The sequence below is a fragment of the Oceanisphaera psychrotolerans genome, from assembly GCF_001870485.1.
GTDB lineage: Bacteria > Pseudomonadota > Gammaproteobacteria > Enterobacterales > Aeromonadaceae > Oceanimonas > Oceanimonas psychrotolerans.
Genome location: NZ_MDKE01000007.1, coordinates 35,560 through 60,634, shown reverse-complemented (window position 1 = coordinate 60,634; position 25,075 = coordinate 35,560). Strand labels below are relative to the sequence as shown.

The window sequence follows — 25,075 nt, the reverse complement described above, 5'->3', positions numbered from 1 at the left end:
AAAAAGTAAATATTTAGTCTTGTTTTTTGCATTAGTTTTCACGATCATGGATCTTTATTTCTTCAGCTCTTAAAGGACTGTCCGTGCGCGATAATGATGCCGCCCTGGTCAAGGCGTTTCGTCAATCCAGCCCCTATGTCAACCTGCATCGAGGGTCTACCTTCGTGGTCATGCTGGGCGGCGAAGCCATTGAACAGGAAAACTTCCCCAACATCATCACCGATATCGCGCTGCTGACCAGCCTCGGGATCCGACTGGTTATCGTGTTTGGCGCCCGTCCGCAAATCGATAAGGGACTGGAAGAAGCCGGGCTGGAGAATGTCTTTCACAAGCATACCCGGGTCACCGACGAACAAAGCTTTCGCATCATCAAGAACGTCTGTGGCGGCCTGCAGATGGATATCATGTCCCGGTTGTCGATGGGACTGGTCAACACTCCCATGCAGAACGCGCGCATCAACGTGGTCACCGGCAACTTTGTCATCGCCCAGCCGCTGGGCGTGGATGACGGTGTGGATTATCAACATTCGGGACGGGTGCGCCGCATTCATACCGACACCATTCATCATCAGCTGTCCAACGGCGCCACTGTGTTGATTTCCCCTATCGGCTTCTCGGTCACCGGCGAAAGCTTCAATCTCTCTTCCGAGGAACTGGCCCGGCGCCTGGCCATCGAGCTCAAGGCCACCAAGCTTATCGGCTTCTGCTCTCAGCGCGGCGTGCTCAACGAAGACGGCACCGCCATCCCGGAACTCTTCCCCGAACAGGCGGAAGAGTACCTGCAGCGGCTGCTGGCGGAAGGCGACACCATGTCCGGCACCGCCCGTTATCTGCGTGCGGCCATTTCCAGCTGCCGCGCGGGCGTGCCACGCAGCCACCTGGTGAGCTACAAGGAAGATGGCGCCCTGATCCAGGAGCTGTTTACCCGTGATGGTCTGGGGACCCAACTGGTCAGCATGAGCGCCGAACAGGCCCGCCAGGCCCGTATCGACGACATCGGCGGCATTCTGGACCTGATCCGCCCGCTGGAAGAAGAAGGCATCCTGGTGCGCCGCTCCCGCGAGCAGCTGGAAATGGAAGTCGACCAGTTCACCATCATCGAAAAAGACGGTGCCATCATCGGCTGTGCCGCCCTCTACCCCTTCCCGGAAGAAGCAATGGCGGAAATGGCCTGTGTGGCCATTCATCCGGATTATCGCCGGGGCAGCCGGGGCGACATGCTGTTGCACAAGGTGGAAGAGCAGGCCAAGAAGCGCGGCATGAGCCAGCTGTTTATTCTCACCACCCGTTCCATCCACTGGTTTCAGGAGCGCGGCTTCGAGCCGGTGGATGTCAGTGCCCTGCCGATGGGCAAGCAGGCACTCTACAACTATCAGCGCCGCTCCAAGATCATGATGAAAGATCTGTTATAACGCTGATATAACATGGATTTGACCACTTAATTATTGACAGCGACAGACAGAGTCAGTACTTATATGGCAGCCCGATGTCGGGCAAGAAGAGGCGCGTTATTCAGGCAGCCGGCAGGAGGAGCTCCCACTCCCAGGATCGCCGGTCAGGGGAGATAACGCCGAGAGGGTGATGCGGGGCAGCGTATTTCCCTCGGCTACGAAGGCTGAATCCTTCGGGTTGTCACCTGTGGGTGGCGTGCTTCTAAGTGACCTTTCCCGTCCCTGCAGCCGTTCCCCCGTTATTCGTTTTTCTCTGCACCTATCAAGGAGCTGCACTTGAGCCAGTTAACCGTTGCCAAATTTGGTGGTACCAGCGTCGCCGATGCCGATGCCATGAGTCGTTGCGCCGCCATTCTCGAACAGAACCCCGATACCCGCCTGGCGGTACTGAGCGCCAGCTCCGGCGTCACCAACCTGCTGGTGGCCCTGGCCTCGGGCGAACAGCAGCCCGAGGCACGCGCCACGCTGTTGCAACAGTTGACCGATATTCAGCAAGGCATTCTCGACAGCCTGAACAAGCCCGAGATGCTGACCCGGCATATCGAGGACATTCTGCTCCATATCAAGGAGCTGTCCGACAGTGCCGCCATCAGCCCCACCAAGGCGCTGCACGATGAAATCGTATCCCAGGGCGAGCTGATGTCTACCCGGCTGTTCGTGGAGCTGTTGCGCCACCGCGGTACCCCGGCGGTATGGTTTGACGTGCGCAAGGTCATGCGCACCGACGATCGCTTCAGCCGGGCCACTCCCGATCTGGCTACCCTGCACGCCGAAGTGACCAAAGAACTCAAGCCCCTGTGCAACAACCAGCTGGTGGTGACCCAGGGCTTTATCGGCGCCGCTCAGGATGGCCGCACCACCACCCTCGGCCGGGGCGGCAGCGACTTTTCCGCCGCCCTGCTGGGTGAAGCGCTGGAAGCAGGCGCCGTGGAAATATGGACCGACGTGCCCGGCATCTACACCACGGATCCCCGGCTGGTGAGCGACGCCCGCGCCATTCCCGAAATCAGCTTCAGCGAAGCCTCCGAAATGGCCACCTTCGGCGCCAAGGTGCTGCACCCCGCCACCCTGCAACCGGCAGTGCGCCGCCAGATCCCGGTATTTGTGGGCTCCAGCAAGGCGCCGGAAGCCGGTGGCACCTGGATCCGCAACAGCACCCCCAGCCAGCCGCTGTTCCGCGCCCTGGCCCTGCGTCGCAATCAGGTGTTGCTGACCCTGACCAGCCAGAGCATGTTCCAGGCCCACGGTTTTCTGGCCGAGGTCTTCGGTATTCTGGCCAAGCACAAGATTTCGGTGGACTTGATCACCACCTCGGAGATCAGCGTGTCGCTGACCCTGGACGCCGGTGCCGAGCTGCTGACCGACGAAGTGCAGGCCGAACTCGGCCGGCACTGTCACCTCAAGGTCGAACACGGACTGGCACTGGTGGCCCTGATCGGTAACCGCATGAGCGAAGTCAACGGCACCGGCACCCGGGTATTCCAGGCGCTGGAAAACGTCAATATTCGCATGATCTGCTACGGTGCCAGCCCGCACAACCTGTGCTTCCTGGTGGAAGAAAGCTGCGCCAATCAGGTTATTACCGACCTGCACCGGGAGCTGCTGCCGGCGTAATCACCGTTCGCTTCCGCACACGCCAAGGCCCGGTTTTCCGGGCCTTTTCAATTCATACCCCAGGCGACCAGCACCCCGCCCAGCAGCGAGGCCGCCATGGCCAGCGCCACCCGCCGTCCCAGCGCCCGATCGCCCAGTGACAGGGCCATCATCGTCTTCACCAGGTTGTTGACCGACGCCGCCAGCACGATGCCGAGTACCGCCGTCCCGTGATCGATGCCCGTCAGTGACATCCGGCTCAGCGACAGGGTAATGGCATCCACATCGGTCACCCCCGAGGCCAGCGCCAGCACCAGGATACCGGCGTTACCCAACAGGTTTTTCAACCATTCTCCGAGCAACATGATCACCAGAATAAGGCCACCGAAGAAAAAACGCCGCCTTCAGATCGAGCGGATTCATGTCGAGACTGGGCTGACCCACCGTCTCTCCTCCCCGATGCCGGTGCCAGATCCAGATAGCCGGGCCATAGAGCAGCAAGGTCATCACCAGCACCGGCTGCCACAGCGCGGCCAGCAGCGCCGGGTTGATCAGCGCACAATACACCAGAATACGGGGAAACATGGTGCCGCAGGCCAGCAGGATCCCTGCGGCCAGCATCGGGGACAGCGCCGGTGTGGTGCGTGACAGCCGGGCATAATACAGGGTCAGGGCGGTGGACGAGGTCAGGCCCGCAAACAGGCTGGTAAAGAAAATGCCCTTTTCGGTGCCGCCCAGCCGGATGGCAAAATAGCCGAGAAAGGAAATGGAAGCGATCAACACCACCATCCACCAGATTTCAAAGGGGTTGATGGCACCACCCGGCCCCATGGCCCGGTCTGGCAGCAACGGCAGCATCACCACCGAAATCAGCAGCAACTTGAGCCCCGCATCCAGCTCGTGTTGCCGCAGTTTTTGCAGCAGGCCGTGGATCTCCCGCTTGTTGTCGAGGATAAAGGCGGTGATCACCGCCGCGGTCGCGGCGATGGCCGGATCGTCGAACAGCGCCAGGGCACCGAAACAGAAGGTCAGCGCCAGACCGATGCTGCCGGTAATACTGTAATCGGCCTGATCCCGACTGCGGGCCCGGTAGGCCACCAGCGTCAGCGCCACCACCCCCAGCAACCCCACCCCCGTCAGCCACTGGCCGACATGGGTGCCGAGCAACGCCACCAGACCGCCAAAGAGGCCCACCAGAGCATGAGTACGCACCCCGGCTACCCGCTGGCCGGCCTGGCTGTCCCGGCTTTGCCAGCCCCGCTGAATACCGATAAGGGCCCCCAGCAGCAAGGACAGTCCCAGCCGGGCCAGGGTACTGTGATCGGCAAACAGGCTGGTGCTCAGATCATTCATGCAATCACCTTCTCCCGTGCATGTGGATATCGTCGTTCATCGGGCTCCCCCTCCAGTATCGCTCCCGCTACCATTCGATCAATGCGTCGCTGCCCTGATCCGCTCTTTGCCCTACGCCATCATGGCCCCGTCCCCTGCTGAAAAACCACGACCGGTGATCACCGGCCATGCCACCGTCACGCCGAAGGAGTGGCTATTATCTGCGGCTCCCGGTGATTCATCTTCCCTGTGTACCCGCTTCGTTCTGAGTTAGAATGTGCGCGCATTACCGGTGACGGCCACGCTTTGAGCACCGATTTGTTATCTTGCTCGCATCGGTTCCCCATTCAAATATCCCCAGGAGACATTCCCAGATGGACATTGGTCATCGTCTGAAAAGCGTACGACTGCAGGCCCGGTTATCCCAGCGGGAGCTGGCCAAGCGCTCCGGGGTCACCAACGGTTTTATTTCCCAGGTGGAAAAGAATCAGGTCAGTCCGTCCATCGGTTCGCTGAAACGCCTGCTCGACGGCCTGCCCATGTCACTGGCGGAGTTTTTTGCGGAAGAGCAGGATAACAGCAACCCGGTGGTCTACCGTGCCGACCAGCAGCCGGACCGTGGCTCGGGAGACATCAGCTACCGGCTTATCGGCAGCCATTTTCCCGGCCGCACCATCACCCTGCTGCGTGAAACCATGCCCCCCGGCACCGACACCGGCCCCGAGTTGCTCAGCCATGCAGGCCAGGAGTGCGGTGTGGTTATTCAGGGGCAATTGCAACTCACCGTCGGTGACCGTTGTTTCGAGCTGGGCCCGGGGGATGGTTATTATTTCGACAGCACCGAACCCCATCGTTTCGTCAACATCGGCGAACAGGATCTGCTGATCGTCTCCGCCAACCAACCGCCCACCTACTAGAAGGTCGGCGGGGTCGCCGCCGAGATCAGTTCACAATACTCGCTGCCGATATTGCGAAAGCGATGAGGCTGGCGGGTATCGAAGTAATATCCATCACCGGCCCGCAGCACACAGCATTCCTCCCCCACCGTGATCTCGATTTCGCCGCTCAGCACCAGCCCCGCTTCCTCCGCCTCGTTGCTCAGCATGTCGGGCCCGGTATCGGCACCCGGCGGATACCGTTCTCGCAGCAGCGCCAGCTTGTGGCCCCGTTGCAGCGGTCCAATCAACCACATCTGCACCTCGCCACTGGAGATCGGCAGCAGCTCCTGCTGCCGGAAAAATATCTGCCTGGTCTGCTCTCGCTCCAGACTGAAAAAAGCCCCCATGGTGATGGGGAAACCATCCAGTATCCGCTTGAGCGTGGCCACGGACGGGTTGACCGCAGCCTGTTCTATTTGCGAGATCAGGCTGTTGTTCACCCCGGCCCGACGCGCCAGCTCGCGCTGGGTCAGGCCATGACGGCTGCGCAGCCATTTCAGTCGTTCGGCAAGCTCCATCGTCCGTCTTCCTCCCTCAGATACCACCACCGCGGGCCGCCGCCGCTTCCTGGGCGCGCCGCCGTTCGGCACGCGCCATCAGCCACCAGCCGATAAAGGTCACCAGCGACACGATCAGGATAATCACCGTCGCCAGGGCGTTGATCTTGGGGCTGACCCCGAGCCGTACACTGGAAAACACCACCATCGGCAGGGTGGTGGCGTTGGGCCCGGACACGAAACTCGCAATCACCAGATCGTCGAGCGACAGGGTAAAGGCCAGCAGCCAGCCGGCGATAATAGCGGGCGCGATGATCGGCAGGGTGATCACGAAAAACACCTTCAGCGGACGGGCCCCCAGATCCATCGCCGCCTCCTCCACCGAGCGTTCCAGCTCGCGCAACCGCGAGCTGACCACCACCGCCACATAGGCGGTGCAGAAGGTGACATGGGCAATCCAGATGGTGCCCATGCCCCGCTGTTGCGGCCAGCCCAGCCAGTCGCCCATGGCCACGAACAGCAACAGCAGAGACAGACCGGTGATCACCTCCGGCATCACCAACGGCGCCGTGATCAGGAAGGCGAAGCCGCTTTCCCCCCGAAAGCGCCCCATCCGGGTCAATACAAAGCCCGCCACCGTACCCAGCACCACGGCGGTACTGGCGGCAAGGAAGGCGATGGTCAGACTCAGACCCACCGCCTGCATCATCATCTGATCCTGCCACAACTCGCCGTACCAGCGGGTAGACCAACCGGCCCAGACCGTGACCAACCGCGAGCTGTTGAAGGAGTAGATAATCAATATCAGCATGGGCAGGTACAGAAAGCCGAAGCCCAGCAACAGGATACCCGGTCGCAGCCGGGAGCGACTGACGGGAATATGATCCATGGCTCAGCCCTCCATTTCTTTGCGCTGAATGTGGTGGAACCACATGATGGGCACCATCAGCAACAGCAGCATGATGCTGGCCACCGCCGCCGCTATCGGCCAGTCACGATTATTGAAGAACTCCTGCCACAACACCCGCCCGATCAGCAGGGTATCGGGGCCGCCCAGCAGCTCGGGGATCACGAACTCCCCCACCGCCGGAATGAACACCAGCATGGAGCCGGCGATGATGCCGCCCCTGGTCAGGGGCACTATCACCGTCAGCATGCTTTTCCAGGGACGGGCGCCCAGATCGGCGGCCGCCTCCACCAGCGAATAGTCGAGCCGCATCAGGGCGGTATAGAGCGGCAGTATCATGAAGGGCAGATAGGCATAGACGATGCCGATGTAGACGGCGGTGTTGGTGTTGAGGATCTGCAACGGAGCCTCGATCGCGCCCACCGCCAGCAGCATATTGTTGAGCAAGCCATTGTTGCCGAGAATGCCCATCCAGGCGTAGACCCGGATCAGAAACGAGGTCCAGGACGGCAGTATCACCAGCATCAGCAGCACGTTACGGGTGGAAGGGCGGGAGTGGACGATGGCCCAGGCCATGGGGTAGCCGATCAACAGACAAAGCAGGGTCGAGATGCCGGCCACCTGGAGCGACTGCAGATAAGACTGGACATAAAGGCTGTCGCTCAGCAGAAACAGATAATTGCCGAGATTGAGCACCAGCTGCAACTGCTCGTCGGCAAAGCTCAGTATCTCGCTGTAGGGCGGGATGGCCAGTGCCGCCTCGGACAGACTGATCTTGAACACGATCAGAAAGGGGATCAGAAAAAACAGCAGCAGCCAGCTGTACGGCAGGGCAATTACCAGGCTGCGGCCAGGATGGTAGCGGGAACGGGTACTCATCATCACCTCCCTAGGTCAGTAGCACGGCGCAGCTGTCGGCTTCCCAGCGCAAATGCACCCGGTCTCCCCAGGTCGGATTGCCCCGACGATGCCGGTCCATGTTGGGCAGGGTCGCCAGAATCCGTTTACCCGAGGCGAGCCGCACATGATAAATCGACAAACTGCCCAGATAGGCGATTTCGTCGACGATGCCACTGAGCCAGTTGCTGTCTGCCGTCGGGGCCTCGGCACAGAGAAACATCTTCTCGGGTCGTACCGCTATCATCATCGGCAACCCTTCCCCGATGGATACCCCGTGATTGATGCGCAGGGGCCGCTCCAGTTCGGGGCAACGGATGATGGCACTGTCTGCCTCGTTGGCTTCCAGTTTCCCTTCGAATACATTGACCGAGCCGATAAACTCGGCGCTGTAACGGCAGTTGGGAAACTCGTACACATCCAGCGGCTCGCCCACCTGGACCAGGCGTCCCTTGTTCATGATGGCGATGCGGCTCGCCATGGTCATGGCCTCTTCCTGATCGTGCGTCACCATGACGCAGGTCACTCCCACCTGCTCGATGATGTTGACCAATTCCAGTTGCATCTCTTCGCGCAACTTCTTGTCCAGCGCCCCCATCGGCTCGTCCAGCAGCAGCAGCTTGGGCTGCTTGGCCAGGCTGCGGGCCAGCGCCACCCGTTGTTGCTGACCACCGGACAACTGATGAGGTTTACGGCTGGCGAAGCTTTCCATGTGCACCAGCTTCAGCATCTGCGCCACCCGTTCGGCCACTTCCGCCCGGGGCAGTCTGTCCTGCTTCAGGCCGAAGGCGATATTCGCCTCCACCGTCATGTGCGGAAACAGCGCATAAGACTGGAACATCATGTTGATGGGCCGCTCGAAGGGCGGCACCTCGGCGATATCGACGCCGTCCAGCAGAATCTCACCCCGGCTCGGTTGTTCGAACCCGGCCAGCATGCGCAGCAGGGTCGACTTGCCGCAGCCGGAGGCACCGAGCAGGGCGAAAATTTCACCCCGCATCACCCCCAGGCTGACGTCGTCCACCGCCGGCTGGCCGTCGTACAGCTTGGTAAGACCACGGATTTCCAGAAAGGGACTGGTATCGACCCGGGGCTGACCTTCGTTTTCCGGCATATTACCTCCTTGTGTTTACCAGCGGTGACCTCGACACGCTCGCGGTCGAGTCGTCCGCCAAGGGGAAGCCACGACAGAATGTACTCTTCTGTCTGCTTCCCACTGGTATGCAGCGCCGCATGGATGCCCGCCTGCGCGGGCATGACGACAACATCAGCTCCCTCGTATTATTTGCCGGTCTTGACCCGGGTCCAGGCCCGGGTGATCACCCGGTTGACCTTCTGCGGCAATACCTTGGCGGTGTAGAGCTTCTCCGCCGCTTCTTCGGTGGGGTAGATACCGGGATCGTTGCGAATATCCTCATCCACCAGTGCCTTGGCGGGGGAATTGGCGTTGGCGTAGGCCACATAGTTGGATACGCCGGCAATCACCTCGGGCTGCAGCAGGTAGTCGATAAGCTGGTGCGCCTGATCCGGATGCCGGGCATCCTTGGGAATGGTCAGCATGTCGAACCACATCAGGGCGCCTTCCTTCGGGATGCGGTAGGCCACCTTGACTCCCTGCCCGGCTTCGTCGGCTCTGTCCCGCGCCTGCAGGATGTCCCCCGACCAGCCCACCGCCACGCAGATGTCGCCATTGGCCAAATCATTGATGTACTTGGAAGAATGGAAATAGGTGATATGAGGCCGCAGACTCATCATCAGTTCGGTGGCCGGCCCCCGGTAATCGGCGGCATTGGTGCTGTTGGGATCCAGCCCCTGATAGTTGAGTGCCGCCGCGAAGATTTCGGTGGGCGCGTCGAGAAAAGCCACACCGCACTGGCTCAGTTTGGCCAGGTTTTCCGGTTTCATCACCAGGTCCCAGGAGTCCACCGGTGCCGCTTCGCCCAGGGCTTCCCTGACCTTGTCGACGTTATAACCGATGCCGGTGGTGCCCCACAGATAGGGCACGCCATAGGTATTACCCGGATCCTTGTCCGCCAGCAAGGTCATGATCCTGGGGTCCAGATTGCCGTAATTGGCGAGTCTGGATTTGTCCAGCGCCATGAAGGCGCCGGCCTGAATCTGGCGGGCCATGAAATCGCTGGTCGGCACCACCACATCGAAGCCCGTATTGCCCGCCAGCAGCTTGGCCTCCAGCACCTCGTTGGAGTCGAACACATCGTAGGTTACCTCGATACCGGTCTCGGCGGTAAAGTCGGCCAGGGTATCTTCGGCAATATAGTCGGACCAGTTATAGAAATTCACCTGGCCCGTTTCCTGGGCCTGGGCACTCAATGCCAGCCCCAGGCCTGCGGCCACCATGCTCACCCGAAAAGCGGTTGTCTTTATCATCTGCATTTCTCCGTCCTTGGTTAGTTATTCAATGTCTGGCAGGTCAAATCCAGCGCCTGACGCGCCTTGCCGATCAATTCGTCGACTTCGTCCCGGCTGATCACCAGCGGCGGCGAAATAATCATGGTATCGCCCACCGCCCGCATCACCAGGCCCAGCTCGAAACAGTGCTCGCGACAGATAACTCCGGCCCCGGCGTCATCGGGAAAGCGCCGGTTGTCGCTTTTATCGGCCACCAGCTCCAGTGCCGCCAGCAGTCCCAGGCCCCGGGTTTCCCCCACCAGCGGATGGTTGCCGAGGCTGGCCCAGGCCTGCTGCAGATAGGGCCCGATATCGTCATGTACCCGCTCCACCAGCCGCTCCTTTTGCATCACCTCGATATTCGCCAGCGCCACCGCACAGGCTACCGGATGGCCGGAATAGGTGAAGCCGTGAAAGAACTCGCCGCCGGAAATCAGCCCCTGAGCCAGCCGCGGCCCCACCGCCACCGCCCCCAGCGGGATATAGCCGGAGGTGATGCCCTTGGCCATGCACAGCAGATCCGGCTCCAGGCCGTAATGTTCGCTGGCAAACCAGTGGCCGGTGCGGCCAAAACCGCAAATCACCTCGTCCACCACCAGCAGAATGTTGTAGCGGTTACAGATACGCTGAATTTCCGGCCAGTAGGAGTCTGGCGGAATGATGACGCCACCGGCGCCCTGAATGGGCTCGCCGATAAAGGCCGCCACCTTGTCCGGCCCCAGATCCAGAATTTTCTGTTCGAGCTGGCGGGCCCGCTCCAGTCCAAACTGGTGCGGATCCTGCCCCTGACCCTCCCCGAAATGGTAGGGCTGGTCGATATGCACGATGTCCGGCAACGGCAAGCCCCCCTGGGCGTGCATGGGTTTCATGCCGCCGAGGGAGGCGCCGGCGAGGGTGGAACCATGATAGGCATTGTGGCGGCTGATGATGGTCTTGCGCCCGGGCTGCCCCTGCCCGGCCCAGTAATGACGCACCATGCGGATCACGGTGTCATTGCACTCGGAGCCGGAGCCGGTGAAGAAGACATGCTCCATGTCGCCGGGCAACAGCGTGGCCAGGGTGGAAGCCAGCTCGGTGGCCCTCGGATGGGTGGTCTGGAAAAACAGATTGTAATAGGGCAACTGGCGCAGCTGCTGATCGGCGGCCCGGATCAGCTCTTCCCGGCCATACCCCAGATTGACGCACCAGAGCCCGGCCATGCCATCGAGGATGCGCTGACCGTCCGCATCCCACAGATAGACGCCCTCGCCCCGCTCGATCACCCTGGCACCTTTCTGATGCAGCGCCTGGCTGTCGGTAAAGGGATGCAGATGATGGGCTGCATCCAGTTGCTGCAATGGACTCTTGTGTGACTTTGGCATCCTCGACTCCCTGTTCGCTATCGCCATTCCATTCACTTGTTAGGGTCGAATAAATTCGCCCCTGCGCACTGCATGACCATCACCGGTTTGCGGGCGCGGTTTGCCCGTTACACGTTCAGCAGCAGAAACTCCCGTTCCCAGGCGCTGATCACAGTGAAGAAAGCCTCGTATTCCTTGCGCTTGACCGCGATAAAGGCGCTGACGAAACGGGGACCCAGCAGCTGGCACAGTTCATCGCATTGCTCCAGCTCCAGCAGGGCTTCTTCCAGGCTGCGCGCCACACCGAAGGGCATGTTATAGGCGCTGCCCTGCACCTGTTCGGTAGGAGCAATACTGTTCATCATGCCCAGATAGCCACAGGCCAGGCTGGCGGCCAGCGCCAGATAAGGGTTGGCATCGGCCCCGGCGAAGCGATTTTCCAGACGCCGGTCGGCCGGGCCGGAGCGCGGCACCCGCAACCCCACGGTGCGGTTGTCTTCCCCCCAGGCCATGTTACGCGGTGCCGAATCGCCAAAGGCCAGCCGGCGATAGGAATTGACGTTGGGGGCAAACAGCGCCACCGCACTGGGAATGTAGCGCTGCATGCCGCCGATGAAGTGCAAAAACAGCTCGCTGTGGCTGCCGTCGGCATTGGCGAACAGATTGTTGCCGTCGGCGTCGACCAGACTCTGGTGGATATGCATGGCGCTGCCCGGCTCGTTCTTCATCGGCTTGGCCATGAAGGTGGCGTACACATCGTGCCGCATCGCCGCCTCGCGCATGGTGCGCTTGAACAGAAACACCTGATCCGCCAGATCCAGGGCGTCACCGTGAATGAAGTTGACCTCCATCTGTGCCGCCCCCGACTCGTGGATCAGGGTGTCCACTTCCAGCTCCTGGGCCTCGCAGAAGTCGTACATTTCCTCGAAAATGGGATCGAATTCGTTAACCGCGTCGATGCTGAACGACTGCCGGGCCGTCTCGGGACGGCCATTGCGGCCGATGGGCGGCTCCAGCGGATAGTCCCAGTCCTCGTTTTTCTTGACCAGAAAAAACTCCAGCTCCGGGGCCACCACCGGCCGCCAGCCCTGCGCCTCGTAGAGGTTGAGCACCCGGCGCAGCACGCTGCGCGGAGCCATGTCGACCGGATTGCCGCTGGCATCGAAGCAGTCGTGGATTACCTGGGCGGTGGGCTCGCTGGCCCAGGGGACCAGCCGCGGGGTCTTGATGTCGGCGTGCAGCTCCATGTCGCGCTCGGTCCAGTCGATATTCTCGTCGTCCGGCCAGTCACCGTTGACGGTCTGCAGAAAGATATTTTCCGGCAGCCGCATGCCGCCTTCCTTCAGAAACTTGCTGGCGGGCAGGATCTTGCCCCGGGCGTTACCGGTGAAATCCGGCAGCAGACATTCCACCTCGGTAATGGCATGCTGCTGCATCCACAGTCTTAACCATTCCATATCTCGTTTTTCGGGATCTTGAACACTCATAACCAATGCCCATGGTTGAGGAAACAAACGTCAGCATAGTCCATATTTGGCTAATATCATGCTAGACATAAGAATTATTGCTCAGCAAACTCTCTTTCATCTTGAGATAAAGTAACGTCGACCGAGTTCAAAGTTAACCAAAATATCCATATATTAAACAGCCAGGGTGGTGATTATCTGACACCATCACCATGAACACCGTTAAGGATGACGCCATGAGCCAGGATTTCAGCGACCAACCGCATATCGACTCCACCCGCCCCTGGGCCGATTATCAATCCATCGATTTGATGCTGTGCGATATCAACGGGGTACTCCGGGGAAAACGTATTCAGAGCAGCGCCATGGAAAAGGCCATGAATGACGGCATCTGCCTGCCCGCCTCGGTGTTCGCCCTCGATATCACCGGCCAGACGGTGGAGGAAACCGGGCTGGGTCTGGCTCAGGGCGACAGCGACCGGTTGTGCCGGCTGTTGCCCCATACCCTGGCGCCCGTGCCCTGGCACAAGACGCCGTCCGGCCAGATCCTGATGACCATGGAAGAAAGCGACGGCAGTCCCTTCTTCGCCGATCCGCGCCATGTATTGCAGCAGGTGGTGCAACGGCTGCAGGACAAGGGACTACGCCCCTGTGTGGCGGTGGAGCTGGAATTCTACCTGGTGGACCAAAAAGAAGGTGCCGATGGTCTGCCGCAGCCACCAATACTGCCGGGCACCGATGAGCGCATGCACGACACCCAGGTTTACTCCCTCGACGATCTCGACAGCTGGGAAGATTTTCTGATGCGGGTGTCGGAGGTCTGCAAGCTGCAACGGATTCCCGCCGACAACGCGGTGGCGGAATACGCCCCGGGCCAGTTCGAGATCAACCTGACCCACCAGCACAACGCGGTGGACGCCTGCGATCAGGCGGTGCTGCTCAAACGGGCGATCAAGGCGGTGGCCAACAAGGAAGGCATGTACGCCACCTTCATGGCCAAGCCCTATAACGGCCAGGCCGGCTCCGGCATGCACATTCACGTCAGCCTGCTCGACGAAGAAGGCAACAACGTGTTCGCCGAAGATCACGAGCTGCTGCGCCAGGCCATTGCCGGCAACTGCAGCATGCTACCCGAATGCATGGCGTTGTTTGCCCCCAACGCCAACTCCTACCGCCGTCTGCAACCGCACATGTTTGTGCCGCTGCACGCCAGCTGGGGCTTCGACAACCGTACCGTGGCGCTGCGTATCCCCTCCGGCGACAAGGCCAATACCCGCCTTGAACACCGGGTGGCCGGCGCCGATGCCAACCCCTATCTGGTGGTGGCGGCGATTCTGGCGGCGGTGGATCACGGCATCAGCGAGCAACTGCAGGCCCCGGCCCCGATTCAGGCGACGCCAACAAGCTGGATTTGCCGTTGCTGCCCTATCGCTGGCAGGATGCGCTGGACCGTTTCGCCCAGTCGCACCGGCTGTCCCAGTATCTGGGCAAGGAGTTTCATCGCGCCTATCTGATCAACAAGCGCTTCGAGCTGGCCGAATTCGACCAGCACGTAACCCCGCTGGAATACCAGTGGTACCAACACCTGGTGTAACAAGATGACTCCATATCAGGTAGACGGCCAAAGGGAGCTGCTCCGCCGACCTTCCGCTTCAAGGATGAAGCGGAGAGCGTACATGGAGGTATTCACAGCGTGTCGGCGGAGTGGCCCCTTTGGTGGGCCGACCCAGGATATTAAAGCAAAACAACAAAGTGACTAACGGAGCCCTTTATGCAGCAGCACGCCGATTCCTACTATGCCGCCTCCCTCAATCTGCCCCTGAGCTACCCAACCCTGGAAAACGATCTGGACGTGGACGTGTGCATCGTCGGCGCCGGCATCACCGGCGCCTCGGCGGCACTGTCACTGGTGCAGAAAGGCTACAAGGTGGCGGTGCTGGAAGCCAACCAGGTTGGCTGGGGTGCTTCCGGACGCAGCGGTGGCCAGATGATTTTCGGCTACGCCTGCGATCAGTCCAAACTGACCCAGCAGGTCGGCCAGGACGCCAGCCGGGCCCTGTGGGACATCTCGCTCGAAGCCATGACCCAGATGCGCCAACGCATCAAGACCCATGCCATCGACTGCGACCTGGCCGACGGCCACCTGCATGCGGCGGTCAAACCCCGCCACATGACCGAGCTGGAAGGCTGGGCCGAGGATCTGCGCCGTCACTTTGGCTACGACAGCCTGCAATTGTGGAACAAGGAGCAGGTGCAGGCGCAACTGGCCAGCGAGTCCTATCTGGGCGGCCTCTATGACCCCAACAGCGGTCATGTGCATCCGCTCAACTACACCCTGGGGCTGGTACAGGCGGCCCAGCAGGCGGGCGCACAGTTTTATGAGCAGAGTGCCGTCACCCGCGTCGAGCAGGGCGCCACGCCCGTGGCCCACACCGCCCGTGGCCGGGTGCGCTGTCGCCACCTGTTGCTGTGCGGCAACGCCTATCTGGAGGGTATAGCCCCGGACATAGAACGCAAGATCATGCCGGTCGGCACCTACATCACCGCCACCGAGCCACTGGGTGCCGAGCGGGCCCGGGATCTGATCAGGAACAACATGGCGGTGGCGGACATCAACTTCGTGCTCGACTACTTCCGCCTGAGTGCCGATCACCGGTTGCTGTTCGGCGGACGGGTCAGCTATTCCCGGCTGGATCCGCTCAATCTGGCCGGCGCCATGGGCCAGCGGCTGCGTCAGGTGTTCCCCCAGCTCAAGGACGTCAAACAGCACTACACCTGGGGTGGTTATGTGGGTATCACCATGAACCGGGCGCCTCACTTCGGCCGCCTGAACGGCAACGTCTATTTCGCCCAGGGTTTTTCCGGCCACGGCATCGCCCTCACCGGCATGGCCGGCAGCCTGATGGCCGATGCCATCGCCGGCAGCGCCGAACGCTTCGATCTGTTCGGGCGAATACCGCACCACGACTTTCCCGGTGGCCGGCTATTACGCACCCCGGCACTGGTGCTGGCCATGGCCTGGTACCGGATGCGCGACTGGCTGTAGGTCCGGGCCGCTTGCCGAACGCGGTGAAATATGCTCCATTTAGGGGGGATTGGGAGGAAACAGATGGAGCAACTGGAGTTTTTCGAGGTCGTCAGCCCCTGCATCGGTGTCTGTCAGGTCAACAACCGAGGCTACTGCAAGGGCTGCTTTCGCAGCCGGGACGAACGTTTCAACTGGCTGAAATTCACCTCGGGACAAAAGCGCGAGGTGATCCGCCTGTGCCAGGATCGCAAGCGCCGGGTGCTGGCCGCCGCCCGCAAGAAGCAGCTGGAGCTGGATCTGGCCCAACAGGACGCCCCGCCCCAGGATTCGCTGCTTTAGACCAGCCGCTCGCCTATCCAGCCCGCAATCCGTACCGCCGCTTCTTCTTCCAGATGCAGATGATGGCCGCCGGCCAGCACCTTGAGTTCGAGCGACGGCATCAGTTCGAGCCATGGTTCGACCCGTGCCATGCCAATACCCTGCTCCGCCATCACCAGCAGCACCGGCATGGTCAGCCGGCGCACGAAGGCGGTAATCTGTTGCTCGCACAGGCGAACCACCGAGGGCCGGGTCAGGGCCAGGTCACTGCGCCAGACCCAGCCATCCGGTTGTTGCCTCAAGCCCCGCTCCAGCAGCCAGCACGCCGCCGCTCTGCTTACCGGCCAGCGCCCGTTCATGCGCGCCTGTACCGCCTGCTCGAAACTGGCATAGGGCCGCAGCGAACGACGACTCAGGCGAGTACCTTTCAGCAAGGCCTCGGCCATCTGCTGCGGCAACTGCTCGGCGGGATAATCGAGAGGGGTCAGGCCGTCCAACAGCAATAGCCGGCTGACCCGTTCGGGAAAGGCGCCCGCAAAGAGGGTTGCGACCCCGGCACCCATGGAGTGCCCGAGCAGGGCCACGCTGTCCAGCGCCAGCTCGTCGAGCAAGGCCTGCACATCGGCCACATTGTCCCATATATAGTAGGGCTGGCCGGCCGCTCGGTGATCGGAAAATCCATGCCCGGCCAGGTCGAGGGCGATCAGCCGTATCCGGGGTAAATGCCGGGCCAGCAGGGTGAAGCTGGCGGCGTTGTCGAGCCAGCCGTGCAACGCCACCACCGGCATCCCCTGCGGGTCGCCCCACTCCATCACCGCCAGCCGTCGGCCATGAACCTCAAACTGCCATGATGAATGCATCGGAAATGGAGGTGCCTTAACGGTTCCAGCTCTCGGGGTACTTGTAGCCCTCGAAACGCTTCACCGCATAGTCCTTGAAGGCATCCGAGTCGTAAGCCGCCACCACGTCCTGCACGAAGCTCTTGTCCTTGTCTTCGCTGCGCACCACCACCCAGTTGATGAAGTCGTAGCTGCGCTCGAGGAACAGGCCCTCGCTGAAGGCGATACCGCTGGAGGCGGCGTAATTGCCGTTGATCACCGAGAAATCCACATCCTGCCGGGAACGAGGCAGCTGCGCCGCTTCCAGCACCACCAGTTTGATGCCCTTGGGATTGTCGGCCACATCGAATTCGCTGGCGCGCAGTGGATCGATATCGTCGCGCAGGGTGATCCAGCCCAGATCGGCCAGCATCAGTAACGCCCGCGCCTGATTGGTCGGGTCGTTGGGAATGGCCACGGTGCTGCCCTTTTTCACCTGGTCAAGCGCACTCAGCTTGCCGGAATACAGGCCCATGGGGCCGGTGGGCACCTGCGCCACCGGGCTCAAATCCAGGCCCCGATCCTTGCTGAAGGTCTCGAGGTAGGGGCGGTGCTGGAAGCAGTTGACGTCCAGCGCCCCTTCCGCCAGTGCCAGATTCGGCATCACGTAGTCGGTAAACTCTACCAGCTTGACCTGGTAGCCCAGGGCTTCCAGCTGGGGTTTGATTGACTCGGTCACCATGTCGGCAAAGTCGCCCACGGTGGTGCCGATGACGATTTCCTTTTTATCTTCATCGGCGGCCAGCACCGGAAAGGCACCGAAGGCCAGGGCCAGCAGGGGCAACTTGAGCAGGGTACGACGCATGACAACTCCTTGAGAATGACGGCAACGACCAACGCACGCTTGAGTGTTTGGACATTTAGATGGCTATACTAACAAGGAGGCCGTTTGACGCCAAGTGGAAATCAGCATGTCATATCAATCCCGGACAAAGGGCCAGCTTCTCCGACCCGCTCAAGCACCTCACTGTGACGCTCAACACATGACATCCCTGTCATGTGATGGTCGGTGAAGCAGATCCCTTCGTCCTCCTTAATGCTCCGGCGTTATCCGTTGGTGCCATCTACAAGGTGAGGTTGCAGCCTACGCTGATATTGAAGTGGGCAGAAAGAACGGCTCAGATCACTGGTGCCACTTTTCTGCCGCCTGGGTGTCACTGTCTTTCGCCTCGACCCAGCGCTCGCCGGTGGCGGTCTGCTCTTTCTTCCAGAACGGCGCCCAGGTCTTGAGGTAGTCCATGATGAAATGACAGGCCTCGAAGGCCGCCTCTCTGTGCTGGCTGGCCACCCCGACGAAGACAATCTGGTCGCCCAATGCCAATGCCCCGACCCGGTGGATCACCCGGCATTCCAGCAGTGGCCAGCGGCCCTGGGCCTGGCTCACTATCTGTTGCAGGGCATGCTCGGTCATGCCCGGGTAATGTTCCAGGGTCATGCCGCTGACCGACGCTCCCTGGTTCATTTCGCGCACCTTGCCGATAAAGGTGACCACGGCGCCGGTCTGATGCGACTGGCTGAGGGCGGTGTATTCCTCGCCCAGGCTGAAGTCTTCTGTCTGTACCCGAATCATCTCAACCTCCGGTCACCGGCGGGAAGAAGGCCACTTCGTCTCCCGCCTTGATGGGGGTATCGAGCGGCACTATGGTGTGATTGACCGCCGCCAGCAGCTTGTCGTCGGCCAGCGCCAGCGCCCACTTGTCGCCCCGGGCCACCAGTGCCTGACGCAGCGACTCCACATTGGCGTAATCGGCGAGCAAGCTGAGCTCATCCTGCCCGACCAGTTCGCGTACCTGAGCGAAAAATACCACCTTGATGGTCATGCCGTGAAATCTCCCGATTTTCCGCCGCGCTTTTCCAGCAGCCGGACCCCTTCGATACTCATGTCCTTCTGCACCGCCTTGCACATGTCGTAGATGGTCAGCGCCGCCACCGAGACGGCGGTCAGTGCTTCCATCTCGACCCCGGTCTGACCGGACAGCTTGCAGTAACTGCTGATCTGCACCCCGCCCCGCTCGGCATCCGCCGTCAGCTGTACTTCCACCTTGGACAACGCCAGCGGATGGCACAGGGGGATCAGGTCGGCGGTTTTCTTGGCCGCCATGATGCCGGCGATGCGGGCGGTGGCAAACACATCACCCTTGTGATGCTGGCCACTCAGGATCAGCTGCAGGGTTTCGTCGGCCATCAGCACCCAGGCTTCGGCTCGGGCCTCACGCACCGTCACCGCCTTGTCGCCGACGTCCACCATGTTGGCCTCACCCGAGGCGTTGATGTGAGTCAGCCCACTCATGCGGTCACCAGATGCTGGACGAAGTTGCAGGGCTTGTGCCGGGCATCGAGCTGTTCCGCCAGAATGCCGTTCCAGCCGGTGCGACAGGCGCCGGTGGAGCCCGGCAGGCAGAACACGGCGGTACGGTTGGCCAGACCGCCGAGGGCCCGGCTCTGCACCGTGGAGGTACCCAGTTCCTGATAGGTGATATGGCGGAACAACTCGCCGAAACCATCGATATGGGTGTCAAGCAAGGGCGCGACCGCCTCGGGCGTGGTATCGCGGCCGGTAAAGCCGGTGCCGCCGGTGATGATCACGACCTGCACTTCTTTACTGGCGATCCAGCGGGAAATCAGGGCGCGAATATCGTATTTGTCATCCTTGAGGATGACCTTTTCCGCCAGCCGGTGCCCCGCCCCGGTCAGTGCCTCGACCAGATAACGGCCCGAGCTGTCGGTGTCTTCGTTACGGGTGTCGGAGACGGTGAGTACCGCTATGTTCAAAGGCACAAAGGCCGTATCGGCATGGCTCATGAAATCCTCACAAAATTTTTACATAAAGAATATTGATAACCGCATTCTCGCACAGGGAAACACAAGATCAACGAGAGCCGTCTCAAAAATAAAGCCGGCGGCGGCGCGCTCGGCGCCGGGGACGATGAAAGGCAGTTGGCGGTCAGCCGCCGATGGAGGCCAGATTCCCGCAACCGCAGCTGCAAGGTCGTCTGCTGCGCGCCCGTGAACCGGCTCAGGTGGCCAGCCCCCGAGGCACCAGCGCCTGCTCGTTGATATGACGCTTGAACAGGGCGGCCAGTCGCTCTGCCCCCAGGTTGAGCGGCACCCCCCTGAGCTTGAGTATACCCAGCGCATGGGCCGGAAACCGGGGCAGTGCGTCAAAGCAGGTCAGCCCGCAACCGGAGAGCGGATCTTCAAAAAAGACCCGGGGGCCAAAGCCCACCAGGTCGGTCCGGCGAATAAGCTCCATCATCAGCAAGGGTGAGTCGCAGCGGACAATACGCGGTGACCGCCCCTGGGTGTCGAGCCAGCTCACCAGCTGCTGGGCCGAGCTGCCGGTAGTCAGGTTCAGGACCCAGCGGGCATCCCGCATCTGGGACCAGTCGGTGGCCGCCAGTAACGGGTGCCCCTCCCGCGCCACCGGCTCGGAGAAAATACGGGTCAGGGGTTCGAACGCGATCTCGTAGGGCAGCTGTTCAGGCTCGGCCACGGCAATGGCGAAGTCGAAATGCCCCTCCAGCAACCCGGGCAGCACCGTGGTCAGCATGCCCTCGACAAACCTCAGGCTGACATCCGGCAACTCACGTTCAAACTCGTTCAGCACCATGGGCAGCGCGGTCGAGGCAATGGCCGTGGTCACCGCCGCCGTGACCTGGATCCCGGCGCCCCCCTGCAGCCAGCGGATCTCGTCGCGGGCCTTGTCCAGGGTGGACAGGGCCAGACGCGCCCGAGTCAGCAGCCTCTTGCCGGCGGGCGTGAATTCGACCCCGCGATAACTGCGGATCAGCAGCTTTGCCCCCAGCTCGGCCTCCAGTTCGCGCAAGGCCTTGGTCAGGGCACTCTGACTCAGATGCAGCGCCCTGGCCGCACCGCGAATCGACCCTTCTTCGGCTACTTTTATCAAGGCCCTGAGCTGATGATCTTTCATATAAAGTGATTACCTCAGGTTGTCACCAGTCAATATTCGTTGCCTTTACAGTATCACTTACGGCTGACACCATTGCGCACCATAAATGAAAAACCATGTCAGCCGGTGAATATTATGACAGTGAACGCAGACATTAAACCAGGTCTCGAACAGATGAAGGACTGGCGACGCCAGATCCATCAACACCCGGAGCTGGGCTTTGAAGAGTTCTCAACCAGTCAGCTGGTGGCGGAACGACTCCAGGAATGGGGCTACGAAGTCCACACGGGCATCGCGGTCACCGGCGTGGTAGGGGTACTACGCTGGGGAGAGGCACCGGGACCACGCCTGGGTCTGCGCGCGGATATGGATGCCCTGCCCATTCAGGAAGCCACCGGGCTGCCCTGGGCCAGCCAGGTGGCGGGCAAGATGCATGCTTGTGGTCATGATGGCCACACCGCCATTCTGCTGGGCGTCGCCGACGTCATGGCGCGCCGGCACCGTGAACAGGGACTGCCCGGCAGTGGCACCCTGACCCTGATTTTCCAGCCCGCAGAGGAGCTGGGCGGCGGCGGTGGCGCTCAGCGCATGCTTGAAGAAGGGCTGTTTGAACGCTTTCCCTGCGATGCGCTCTTTGCCCTGCATAATTTCCCCGGCATGCCCGTGGGTCAGCTCTGCTTTCGCCCCGGCGCCTTCATGGCGTCCTCGGATGCGGCCAAACTGACCTTTATCGGCAAGGGAGGTCATGGCGCCCTGCCCCAGCTGGCCCAGGATCCCACCCTGCCGGCGGCCGCCACCGTGCTGGCCCTGCAGAGCATAGTGGGACGCAATGTAGACCCCAATCTCGTCTCGGTGATCAGCGTCGGCCGCATGCAGGCAGGCACCTCCGCCAACGTGATCCCCAATACCGCCGAGCTGGAGCTCACCATTCGCACCCTGGACCCCGAGGTGCGCAACACCCTGGAGCGCCGCATCCGTACCCTGGCCCGGTCACAGGCCGAGGCCTTCGATTGCCAGTGCGACATCGACTACCAGCGCGGCTATCCGGTGCTGATGAACGATCCTGACACCACCCAACTGGCGATCGACACGGCCCGGGAGCTGTTCGGCGACGACCGTGTCGAGGCGCCCACCGCGCCCCTGACCGGCAGTGAAGACTGCGCCTACTTCCTGGAGCAGGTGCCCGGCTGTTACTTCCTGGTCGGCAACGGCGACAACGGCCATGAAGCCGGCGCCCGACTGGGCCCCTGCAGCCTGCACAACCCCCATTACGACTTCAACGACGACTGCATGGAGGCGGCCGCCACTTTCCTGGTGAGCCTGATATCCCGTTATTTCTCCCGGCACACCCCGCTTGAAGAATGACGCCTTCCTTCATTACTGTTTGTAAACATATCAGGACAACAATATGAGCCAACAACAGCCCCACTCCCGCACCGGAGCCAATGTCACCAGACGAGGATGGTTTCGCGAGTTCCCCGACCCCATGGTACTTATCTTCATGGTGCTGGTCGCGGTTTACCTGCTGACCTTCATTATTCCGGCCGGCGAGTTCGCGCGCGAACTCGTGGATGGCAGAAGCCGGGTCATTTCCGGCTCCTTCCAGCTGATAACGGAGACGGCCCCGCTGCACGTCTTCGAGCTGTTCCTGGCCATTCCCCAGGGCATGATCAATGCCGCCCCCTTCCTGTTTATCGTGTTTATCGCCGGCGGCCTCTTTCATGTGCTGCAGAGCACGGGCGCACTGGAAAACCTGGTCGGCGTGGCCGCCAACAAGGTCGGGGCCGGCAACAGCATCAGGAGCCGCAACCTGATCATCGTGCTGGGTACCTTTATCTACGGCTTTTTCGGCGTGGCCGTCGGCGGTGAAAACAATATCGCCCTGGTGCCCGTGGGCGTGCTGATTGCGTCAGCCATCGGCTGCTCGCGGCTGGTGGGCGTGACCATGGCCGTTGGCGGTATCGGCATCGGTTTTGCCCTGTCACCGATCAGCCCCTATACCGTGGGCGTGGCCCAGAGCATTGGCGAGCTGCCGCTGTTCTCGGGCTGGGAGCTGCGTATCCTGATGGTGCTGGCGTCGCTGGCCATGCTGTCGGCCTATCTCTGTCTGCGCGTGGTCAAGCTGGAGTTCCATGACGATCAACCGGTCGAGATGAGCAAGTCGCTGCATGAATACCGGCTGTCACGCCAGGATCTGATCATTCTCGGCATCTTCCTGACCGGATTGGTTACCCTGGTGACCGGCGTGTTCACCCATGGCTGGTACATCAAGGAAATTACCGCCATCTTCCTGATGATGGCGATCGTGATCGGTTTTGCGGCGGGCATGAGTGCCCACCAGCTGGTCAAGCGGATGATGGAAGGTGCCGCCTCGGTCACCTCGGGTGCTCTGGTGATAGGCCTGGCGGCCTCGATCCCGGTGATCTTGCAGGACGCCCAGATCATTGACACCATCGTCAAATCGCTGAGTTCCATTATGGAAGGCATGCCCGTGGCCCTGGCCGCCGTGGTGACCAGCATCATTCAGGGGGTGATCAACCTGTTCATTCCCAGTGGCTCGGCCCAGGCCCTGATCACCATGCCGATCCTAATCCCGCTGGCCGATCTCATCGGCATGAGCCGGCAGTTGATGGTCTCGGCGTTTCAAATCGGTGATGGACTGACCAACCTCTTCATTCCCACTGCGGGCGGCATTCTGGCCATGCTGGCGCTGGGCCGGGTGTCCTACGCCCAGTGGTTACCGGTCATTGTGCCCATCATGGTGCCCATTTACGCGCTCTGCTGGGTCATGATGGTGGCCGCCGCCTACCTGGGCTACTGATACGTTTTAACCATCACCGCTCTGGCTTAGGCCAGAGCGGTTCGGTAAAAGCAATCAAGAGGGCTATGCTCAGCCGCCGATGGAGGCAGGTGCGGCGTCATGCCGGTGTGCCCCTGATGAAGGAAGTGGGTGGCTTTCTTGTCGGCCAGGGCTTCCCGCAGCCGCTGCTGCAACGCCGCCTGCTGCCCTTCTTCGGCCAGCAGATCACGCAAGTCCACGCCATGGTCTCCAAACAGGCACAGGTGCAACTTGCCCAGCGACGACACCCGTAACCGGTTGCAACTGGCGCAGAAGTCCTTAGCATAAGGCATGATCAAACCGACCTCTCCCGCATAATCCGGGTGCCAGAATACCTCGGCCGGACCGTCGTTGTGGGCGCGCAGTTTCTGTTGCCAGCCACTTTTCAGCAGTTGCTCCTTGATCAGGGCCCCGCGTACATGGTGGCGGTTGAACAGCTCGTCCATGTCGCCGGTCTGCATCAGTTCGATGAATCGCAGCTGAATGGGATTGTCCCTGATCCATGCCAGAAAACGATCGAGATCCCCGTCGTTGAGGCCACGCATCAGCACCGCATTAACCTTGACCTGCTCGAAGCCGGCGTCGAAGGCCGCATCGATGCCAGCCATCACCTCATGAAAGCGATTCTGGCCGGTGATCTGGTGAAACATGCGCGGATCCAGGCTGTCGACGCTGACGTTGATGGCGGTCAGGCCGGCACGACGCCAGTCGGCGACCTGTTTCGCCATGCGATAACCGTTGGTGGTCATGGCCACCTTGCGGATGCCGGGGGTCGCCGCCACGGTTTCGATGATGTCGGTAAAATCCTTGCGCAACGAGGGTTCGCCACCGGTAATACGCACCTTGCTGGTGCCCATGGCGGCAAAGGCCCGGGTCAGGCGGCGGATCTCATCCAGGGTAAGAAATGACTTGCGGCCATCGGGCCGGTAGCCATCCGGCAGACAATAAGTGCACTTGAAGTTGCAGACATCGGTGACCGACAGCCGCAAATACTGGAACTTGCGCGCAAACGCATCCTGTAATTCAAACATAAAACACCTTTCCAATACGGGAGGCAGGGGCATTTCTCCCCCTACCCTTACAGCACCAGGCTGAACGGTCTGGCAACCTTATTGACGTCGGTCAACGTAGGTCCACCCGACTCGGAGTTTTTGACGTTTCTCGGTTTTCTGTCCCCACCTTAGGTAAAAACATAACTTCAGATCAAGAAGAATATGGAGCCAGGGTGGATTCTCTGAGGGAGCTCACCCTTTATCGTCCATCGCCGAGTGA

26 protein-coding genes and 2 riboswitches are annotated in these 25,075 nt (G+C 61.1%); of the genes, 9 read left to right on the top strand and 17 right to left on the bottom strand.

The annotated features are described in order from the left end of the window. The first annotated feature begins 83 nt into the window (after positions 1–83). Both argA and lysC read left to right on the top strand, forming a co-directional pair. On the top strand, positions 84–1,412 hold the full coding sequence (gene argA, locus BFR47_RS03130) for an amino-acid N-acetyltransferase (RefSeq protein ID WP_071471720.1): 1,329 nt from the start codon (positions 84–86) through the stop codon (positions 1,410–1,412). A 78-nt stretch (positions 1,413–1,490) separates the two neighbouring features. Continuing rightward, positions 1,491–1,661, top strand: a riboswitch (Lysine riboswitch). Between the two features lie 66 nt (positions 1,662–1,727). Continuing rightward, positions 1,728–3,065: a lysine-sensitive aspartokinase 3 gene (gene lysC / locus BFR47_RS03125; protein ID WP_071471719.1), complete on the top strand. Its 1,338-nt coding sequence runs from the start codon at positions 1,728–1,730 to the stop codon at positions 3,063–3,065. A 47-nt stretch (positions 3,066–3,112) separates the two neighbouring features. On the opposite strand, the gene BFR47_RS18960 is transcribed toward lysC, so the two are convergent. Together BFR47_RS18960 and BFR47_RS03120 are read right to left on the bottom strand one after the other, a co-directional pair. Beyond that, the gene (locus BFR47_RS18960; protein ID WP_281245926.1) at positions 3,113–3,391 is read right to left on the bottom strand and encodes a DUF4010 domain-containing protein; all 279 of its coding nucleotides are present in this window, start codon (positions 3,389–3,391) and stop codon (positions 3,113–3,115) included. Continuing rightward, positions 3,372–4,397: an MgtC/SapB family protein gene (locus BFR47_RS03120; protein WP_281245925.1), complete on the bottom strand. Its 1,026-nt coding sequence runs from the start codon at positions 4,395–4,397 to the stop codon at positions 3,372–3,374. Before BFR47_RS03120 ends, BFR47_RS18960 begins: the two co-directional genes overlap by 20 nt. 353 nt (positions 4,398–4,750) lie before the next feature. Here BFR47_RS03120 and BFR47_RS03115 point away from each other — a divergent pair, with 353 nt between their 5' ends. Beyond that, positions 4,751–5,293 carry a cupin domain-containing protein gene (locus BFR47_RS03115; protein ID WP_071471718.1) on the top strand — a complete coding sequence of 181 codons (543 nt, stop codon included), beginning with the start codon at positions 4,751–4,753 and terminating at the stop codon, positions 5,291–5,293. Here BFR47_RS03115 and BFR47_RS03110 read toward each other — a convergent pair. From BFR47_RS03110 to BFR47_RS03080, 7 genes are all read right to left on the bottom strand, one after another. Continuing rightward, positions 5,290–5,832: a cupin domain-containing protein gene (locus BFR47_RS03110; RefSeq protein WP_071471717.1), complete on the bottom strand. Its 543-nt coding sequence runs from the start codon at positions 5,830–5,832 to the stop codon at positions 5,290–5,292. The genes BFR47_RS03115 and BFR47_RS03110 overlap by 4 nt on opposite strands. Positions 5,833–5,848: 16 nt before the next feature. Further along, the gene (locus BFR47_RS03105; protein WP_071471716.1) at positions 5,849–6,700 is read right to left on the bottom strand and encodes an ABC transporter permease subunit; all 852 of its coding nucleotides are present in this window, start codon (positions 6,698–6,700) and stop codon (positions 5,849–5,851) included. A 3-nt stretch (positions 6,701–6,703) separates the two neighbouring features. Beyond that, on the bottom strand, positions 6,704–7,600 hold the full coding sequence (gene potH, locus BFR47_RS03100; RefSeq protein WP_175514050.1) for a putrescine ABC transporter permease PotH: 897 nt from the start codon (positions 7,598–7,600) through the stop codon (positions 6,704–6,706). A 7-nt stretch (positions 7,601–7,607) separates the two neighbouring features. Further along, the gene (gene potG, locus BFR47_RS03095; RefSeq protein ID WP_071471714.1) at positions 7,608–8,729 is read right to left on the bottom strand and encodes a putrescine ABC transporter ATP-binding subunit PotG; all 1,122 of its coding nucleotides are present in this window, start codon (positions 8,727–8,729) and stop codon (positions 7,608–7,610) included. Between the two features lie 167 nt (positions 8,730–8,896). After that, positions 8,897–10,003: an extracellular solute-binding protein gene (locus BFR47_RS03090; protein WP_071471748.1), complete on the bottom strand. Its 1,107-nt coding sequence runs from the start codon at positions 10,001–10,003 to the stop codon at positions 8,897–8,899. A gap of 20 nt (positions 10,004–10,023) precedes the next feature. Beyond that, entirely contained in the window at positions 10,024–11,385 is a 1,362-nt protein-coding gene (locus BFR47_RS03085) for an aspartate aminotransferase family protein (protein WP_071471713.1), read from the bottom strand. A gap of 107 nt (positions 11,386–11,492) precedes the next feature. Further along, complete coding sequence (locus BFR47_RS03080) at positions 11,493–12,821, bottom strand: glutamine synthetase family protein (RefSeq protein ID WP_071471747.1); 1,329 nt, start codon at positions 12,819–12,821, stop codon at positions 11,493–11,495. Positions 12,822–13,066: 245 nt separating this feature from the next. Between BFR47_RS03080 and BFR47_RS03075 the strand changes: the two genes are divergently transcribed. The 4 genes from BFR47_RS03075 to BFR47_RS03065 all read left to right on the top strand — a co-directional run bounded on the left by BFR47_RS03075 (position 13,067) and on the right by BFR47_RS03065 (position 16,197). Next, the gene (locus tag BFR47_RS03075) at positions 13,067–14,344 is read left to right on the top strand and encodes a glutamine synthetase family protein (RefSeq protein WP_281245924.1); all 1,278 of its coding nucleotides are present in this window, start codon (positions 13,067–13,069) and stop codon (positions 14,342–14,344) included. After that, a complete protein-coding gene (locus tag BFR47_RS18955) occupies positions 14,275–14,424 on the top strand; it encodes a hypothetical protein (protein WP_281245927.1) in 150 nt (49 codons plus the stop codon). The genes BFR47_RS03075 and BFR47_RS18955 overlap by 70 nt, the downstream gene beginning before the upstream one ends. Positions 14,425–14,601: 177 nt before the next feature. Further along, the gene (locus BFR47_RS03070) at positions 14,602–15,876 is read left to right on the top strand and encodes an NAD(P)/FAD-dependent oxidoreductase (protein WP_071471712.1); all 1,275 of its coding nucleotides are present in this window, start codon (positions 14,602–14,604) and stop codon (positions 15,874–15,876) included. A gap of 63 nt (positions 15,877–15,939) precedes the next feature. Then, entirely contained in the window at positions 15,940–16,197 is a 258-nt protein-coding gene (locus BFR47_RS03065) for a DUF1289 domain-containing protein (protein ID WP_071471711.1), read from the top strand. Here the strand turns inward: BFR47_RS03065 and BFR47_RS03060 are convergent. The 7 genes from BFR47_RS03060 to BFR47_RS03030 all read right to left on the bottom strand — a co-directional run bounded on the left by BFR47_RS03060 (position 16,194) and on the right by BFR47_RS03030 (position 20,985). Beyond that, entirely contained in the window at positions 16,194–17,036 is an 843-nt protein-coding gene (locus tag BFR47_RS03060) for an alpha/beta fold hydrolase (RefSeq protein WP_071471710.1), read from the bottom strand. The genes BFR47_RS03065 and BFR47_RS03060 overlap by 4 nt on opposite strands. Before the next feature lie 16 nt (positions 17,037–17,052). After that, entirely contained in the window at positions 17,053–17,859 is an 807-nt protein-coding gene (locus BFR47_RS03055) for a MetQ/NlpA family ABC transporter substrate-binding protein (RefSeq protein ID WP_071471709.1), read from the bottom strand. 318 nt (positions 17,860–18,177) lie between these two features. Next, a complete protein-coding gene (gene moaE / locus BFR47_RS03050) occupies positions 18,178–18,624 on the bottom strand; it encodes a molybdopterin synthase catalytic subunit MoaE (protein ID WP_071471708.1) in 447 nt (148 codons plus the stop codon). Position 18,625: 1 nt separating this feature from the next. Next, positions 18,626–18,874, bottom strand: coding sequence for a molybdopterin synthase sulfur carrier subunit (gene moaD, locus BFR47_RS03045; protein ID WP_071471707.1), 249 nt, complete (start codon positions 18,872–18,874; stop codon positions 18,626–18,628). Next, entirely contained in the window at positions 18,871–19,344 is a 474-nt protein-coding gene (gene moaC / locus BFR47_RS03040) for a cyclic pyranopterin monophosphate synthase MoaC (RefSeq protein WP_071471706.1), read from the bottom strand. The genes moaD and moaC overlap by 4 nt, the downstream gene beginning before the upstream one ends. Then, on the bottom strand, positions 19,341–19,856 hold the full coding sequence (gene moaB, locus BFR47_RS03035; protein ID WP_071471705.1) for a molybdenum cofactor biosynthesis protein B: 516 nt from the start codon (positions 19,854–19,856) through the stop codon (positions 19,341–19,343). The genes moaC and moaB overlap by 4 nt, the downstream gene beginning before the upstream one ends. Before the next feature lie 214 nt (positions 19,857–20,070). Then, positions 20,071–20,985, bottom strand: coding sequence for a LysR substrate-binding domain-containing protein (locus tag BFR47_RS03030; protein WP_071471704.1), 915 nt, complete (start codon positions 20,983–20,985; stop codon positions 20,071–20,073). A gap of 153 nt (positions 20,986–21,138) precedes the next feature. Here BFR47_RS03030 and BFR47_RS03025 point away from each other — a divergent pair, with 153 nt between their 5' ends. Together BFR47_RS03025 and BFR47_RS03020 are read left to right on the top strand one after the other, a co-directional pair. After that, a complete protein-coding gene (locus BFR47_RS03025) occupies positions 21,139–22,329 on the top strand; it encodes a M20 aminoacylase family protein (RefSeq protein WP_217645430.1) in 1,191 nt (396 codons plus the stop codon). A gap of 43 nt (positions 22,330–22,372) precedes the next feature. Next, the gene (locus tag BFR47_RS03020) at positions 22,373–23,785 is read left to right on the top strand and encodes a YfcC family protein (protein ID WP_071471702.1); all 1,413 of its coding nucleotides are present in this window, start codon (positions 22,373–22,375) and stop codon (positions 23,783–23,785) included. 26 nt (positions 23,786–23,811) lie between these two features. Here the strand turns inward: BFR47_RS03020 and moaA are convergent, their stop codons facing one another. Next, positions 23,812–24,834 (bottom strand): GTP 3',8-cyclase MoaA, encoded by a 1,023-nt coding sequence (moaA, locus tag BFR47_RS03015; protein WP_071471701.1) that lies wholly within the window; start codon positions 24,832–24,834, stop codon positions 23,812–23,814. Then, a riboswitch (molybdenum cofactor riboswitch) is annotated at positions 24,823–24,963 on the bottom strand. (Overlaps the previous gene by 12 nt.) Positions 24,964–25,075: the final 112 nt, after the last annotated feature.

Coding starts and splice junctions, on each gene's coding strand:
- BFR47_RS03120 (WP_281245925.1), bottom strand. CDS start 4,397: ATGAATGATCTGAGCACCAGCCTGTTTGCCGATCACAGTACCCTGGCC.
- BFR47_RS03115 (WP_071471718.1), top strand. CDS start 4,751: ATGGACATTGGTCATCGTCTGAAAAGCGTACGACTGCAGGCCCGGTTA.
- BFR47_RS03110 (WP_071471717.1), bottom strand. CDS start 5,832: ATGGAGCTTGCCGAACGACTGAAATGGCTGCGCAGCCGTCATGGCCTG.
- BFR47_RS03105 (WP_071471716.1), bottom strand. CDS start 6,700: ATGGATCATATTCCCGTCAGTCGCTCCCGGCTGCGACCGGGTATCCTG.
- potH (WP_175514050.1), bottom strand. CDS start 7,600: ATGATGAGTACCCGTTCCCGCTACCATCCTGGCCGCAGCCTGGTAATT.
- potG (WP_071471714.1), bottom strand. CDS start 8,729: ATGCCGGAAAACGAAGGTCAGCCCCGGGTCGATACCAGTCCCTTTCTG.
- BFR47_RS03090 (WP_071471748.1), bottom strand. CDS start 10,003: ATGATAAAGACAACCGCTTTTCGGGTGAGCATGGTGGCCGCAGGCCTG.
- BFR47_RS03085 (WP_071471713.1), bottom strand. CDS start 11,385: ATGCCAAAGTCACACAAGAGTCCATTGCAGCAACTGGATGCAGCCCAT.
- BFR47_RS03080 (WP_071471747.1), bottom strand. CDS start 12,821: ATGGAATGGTTAAGACTGTGGATGCAGCAGCATGCCATTACCGAGGTG.
- BFR47_RS03075 (WP_281245924.1), top strand. CDS start 13,067: ATGAGCCAGGATTTCAGCGACCAACCGCATATCGACTCCACCCGCCCC.
- BFR47_RS03070 (WP_071471712.1), top strand. CDS start 14,602: ATGCAGCAGCACGCCGATTCCTACTATGCCGCCTCCCTCAATCTGCCC.
- BFR47_RS03065 (WP_071471711.1), top strand. CDS start 15,940: ATGGAGCAACTGGAGTTTTTCGAGGTCGTCAGCCCCTGCATCGGTGTC.
- BFR47_RS03060 (WP_071471710.1), bottom strand. CDS start 17,036: ATGCATTCATCATGGCAGTTTGAGGTTCATGGCCGACGGCTGGCGGTG.
- BFR47_RS03055 (WP_071471709.1), bottom strand. CDS start 17,859: ATGCGTCGTACCCTGCTCAAGTTGCCCCTGCTGGCCCTGGCCTTCGGT.
- moaE (WP_071471708.1), bottom strand. CDS start 18,624: ATGATTCGGGTACAGACAGAAGACTTCAGCCTGGGCGAGGAATACACC.
- moaD (WP_071471707.1), bottom strand. CDS start 18,874: ATGACCATCAAGGTGGTATTTTTCGCTCAGGTACGCGAACTGGTCGGG.
- moaC (WP_071471706.1), bottom strand. CDS start 19,344: ATGAGTGGGCTGACTCACATCAACGCCTCGGGTGAGGCCAACATGGTG.
- moaB (WP_071471705.1), bottom strand. CDS start 19,856: ATGAGCCATGCCGATACGGCCTTTGTGCCTTTGAACATAGCGGTACTC.
- BFR47_RS03030 (WP_071471704.1), bottom strand. CDS start 20,985: ATGAAAGATCATCAGCTCAGGGCCTTGATAAAAGTAGCCGAAGAAGGG.
- BFR47_RS03025 (WP_217645430.1), top strand. CDS start 21,139: ATGAAGGACTGGCGACGCCAGATCCATCAACACCCGGAGCTGGGCTTT.
- BFR47_RS03020 (WP_071471702.1), top strand. CDS start 22,373: ATGAGCCAACAACAGCCCCACTCCCGCACCGGAGCCAATGTCACCAGA.
- moaA (WP_071471701.1), bottom strand. CDS start 24,834: ATGTTTGAATTACAGGATGCGTTTGCGCGCAAGTTCCAGTATTTGCGG.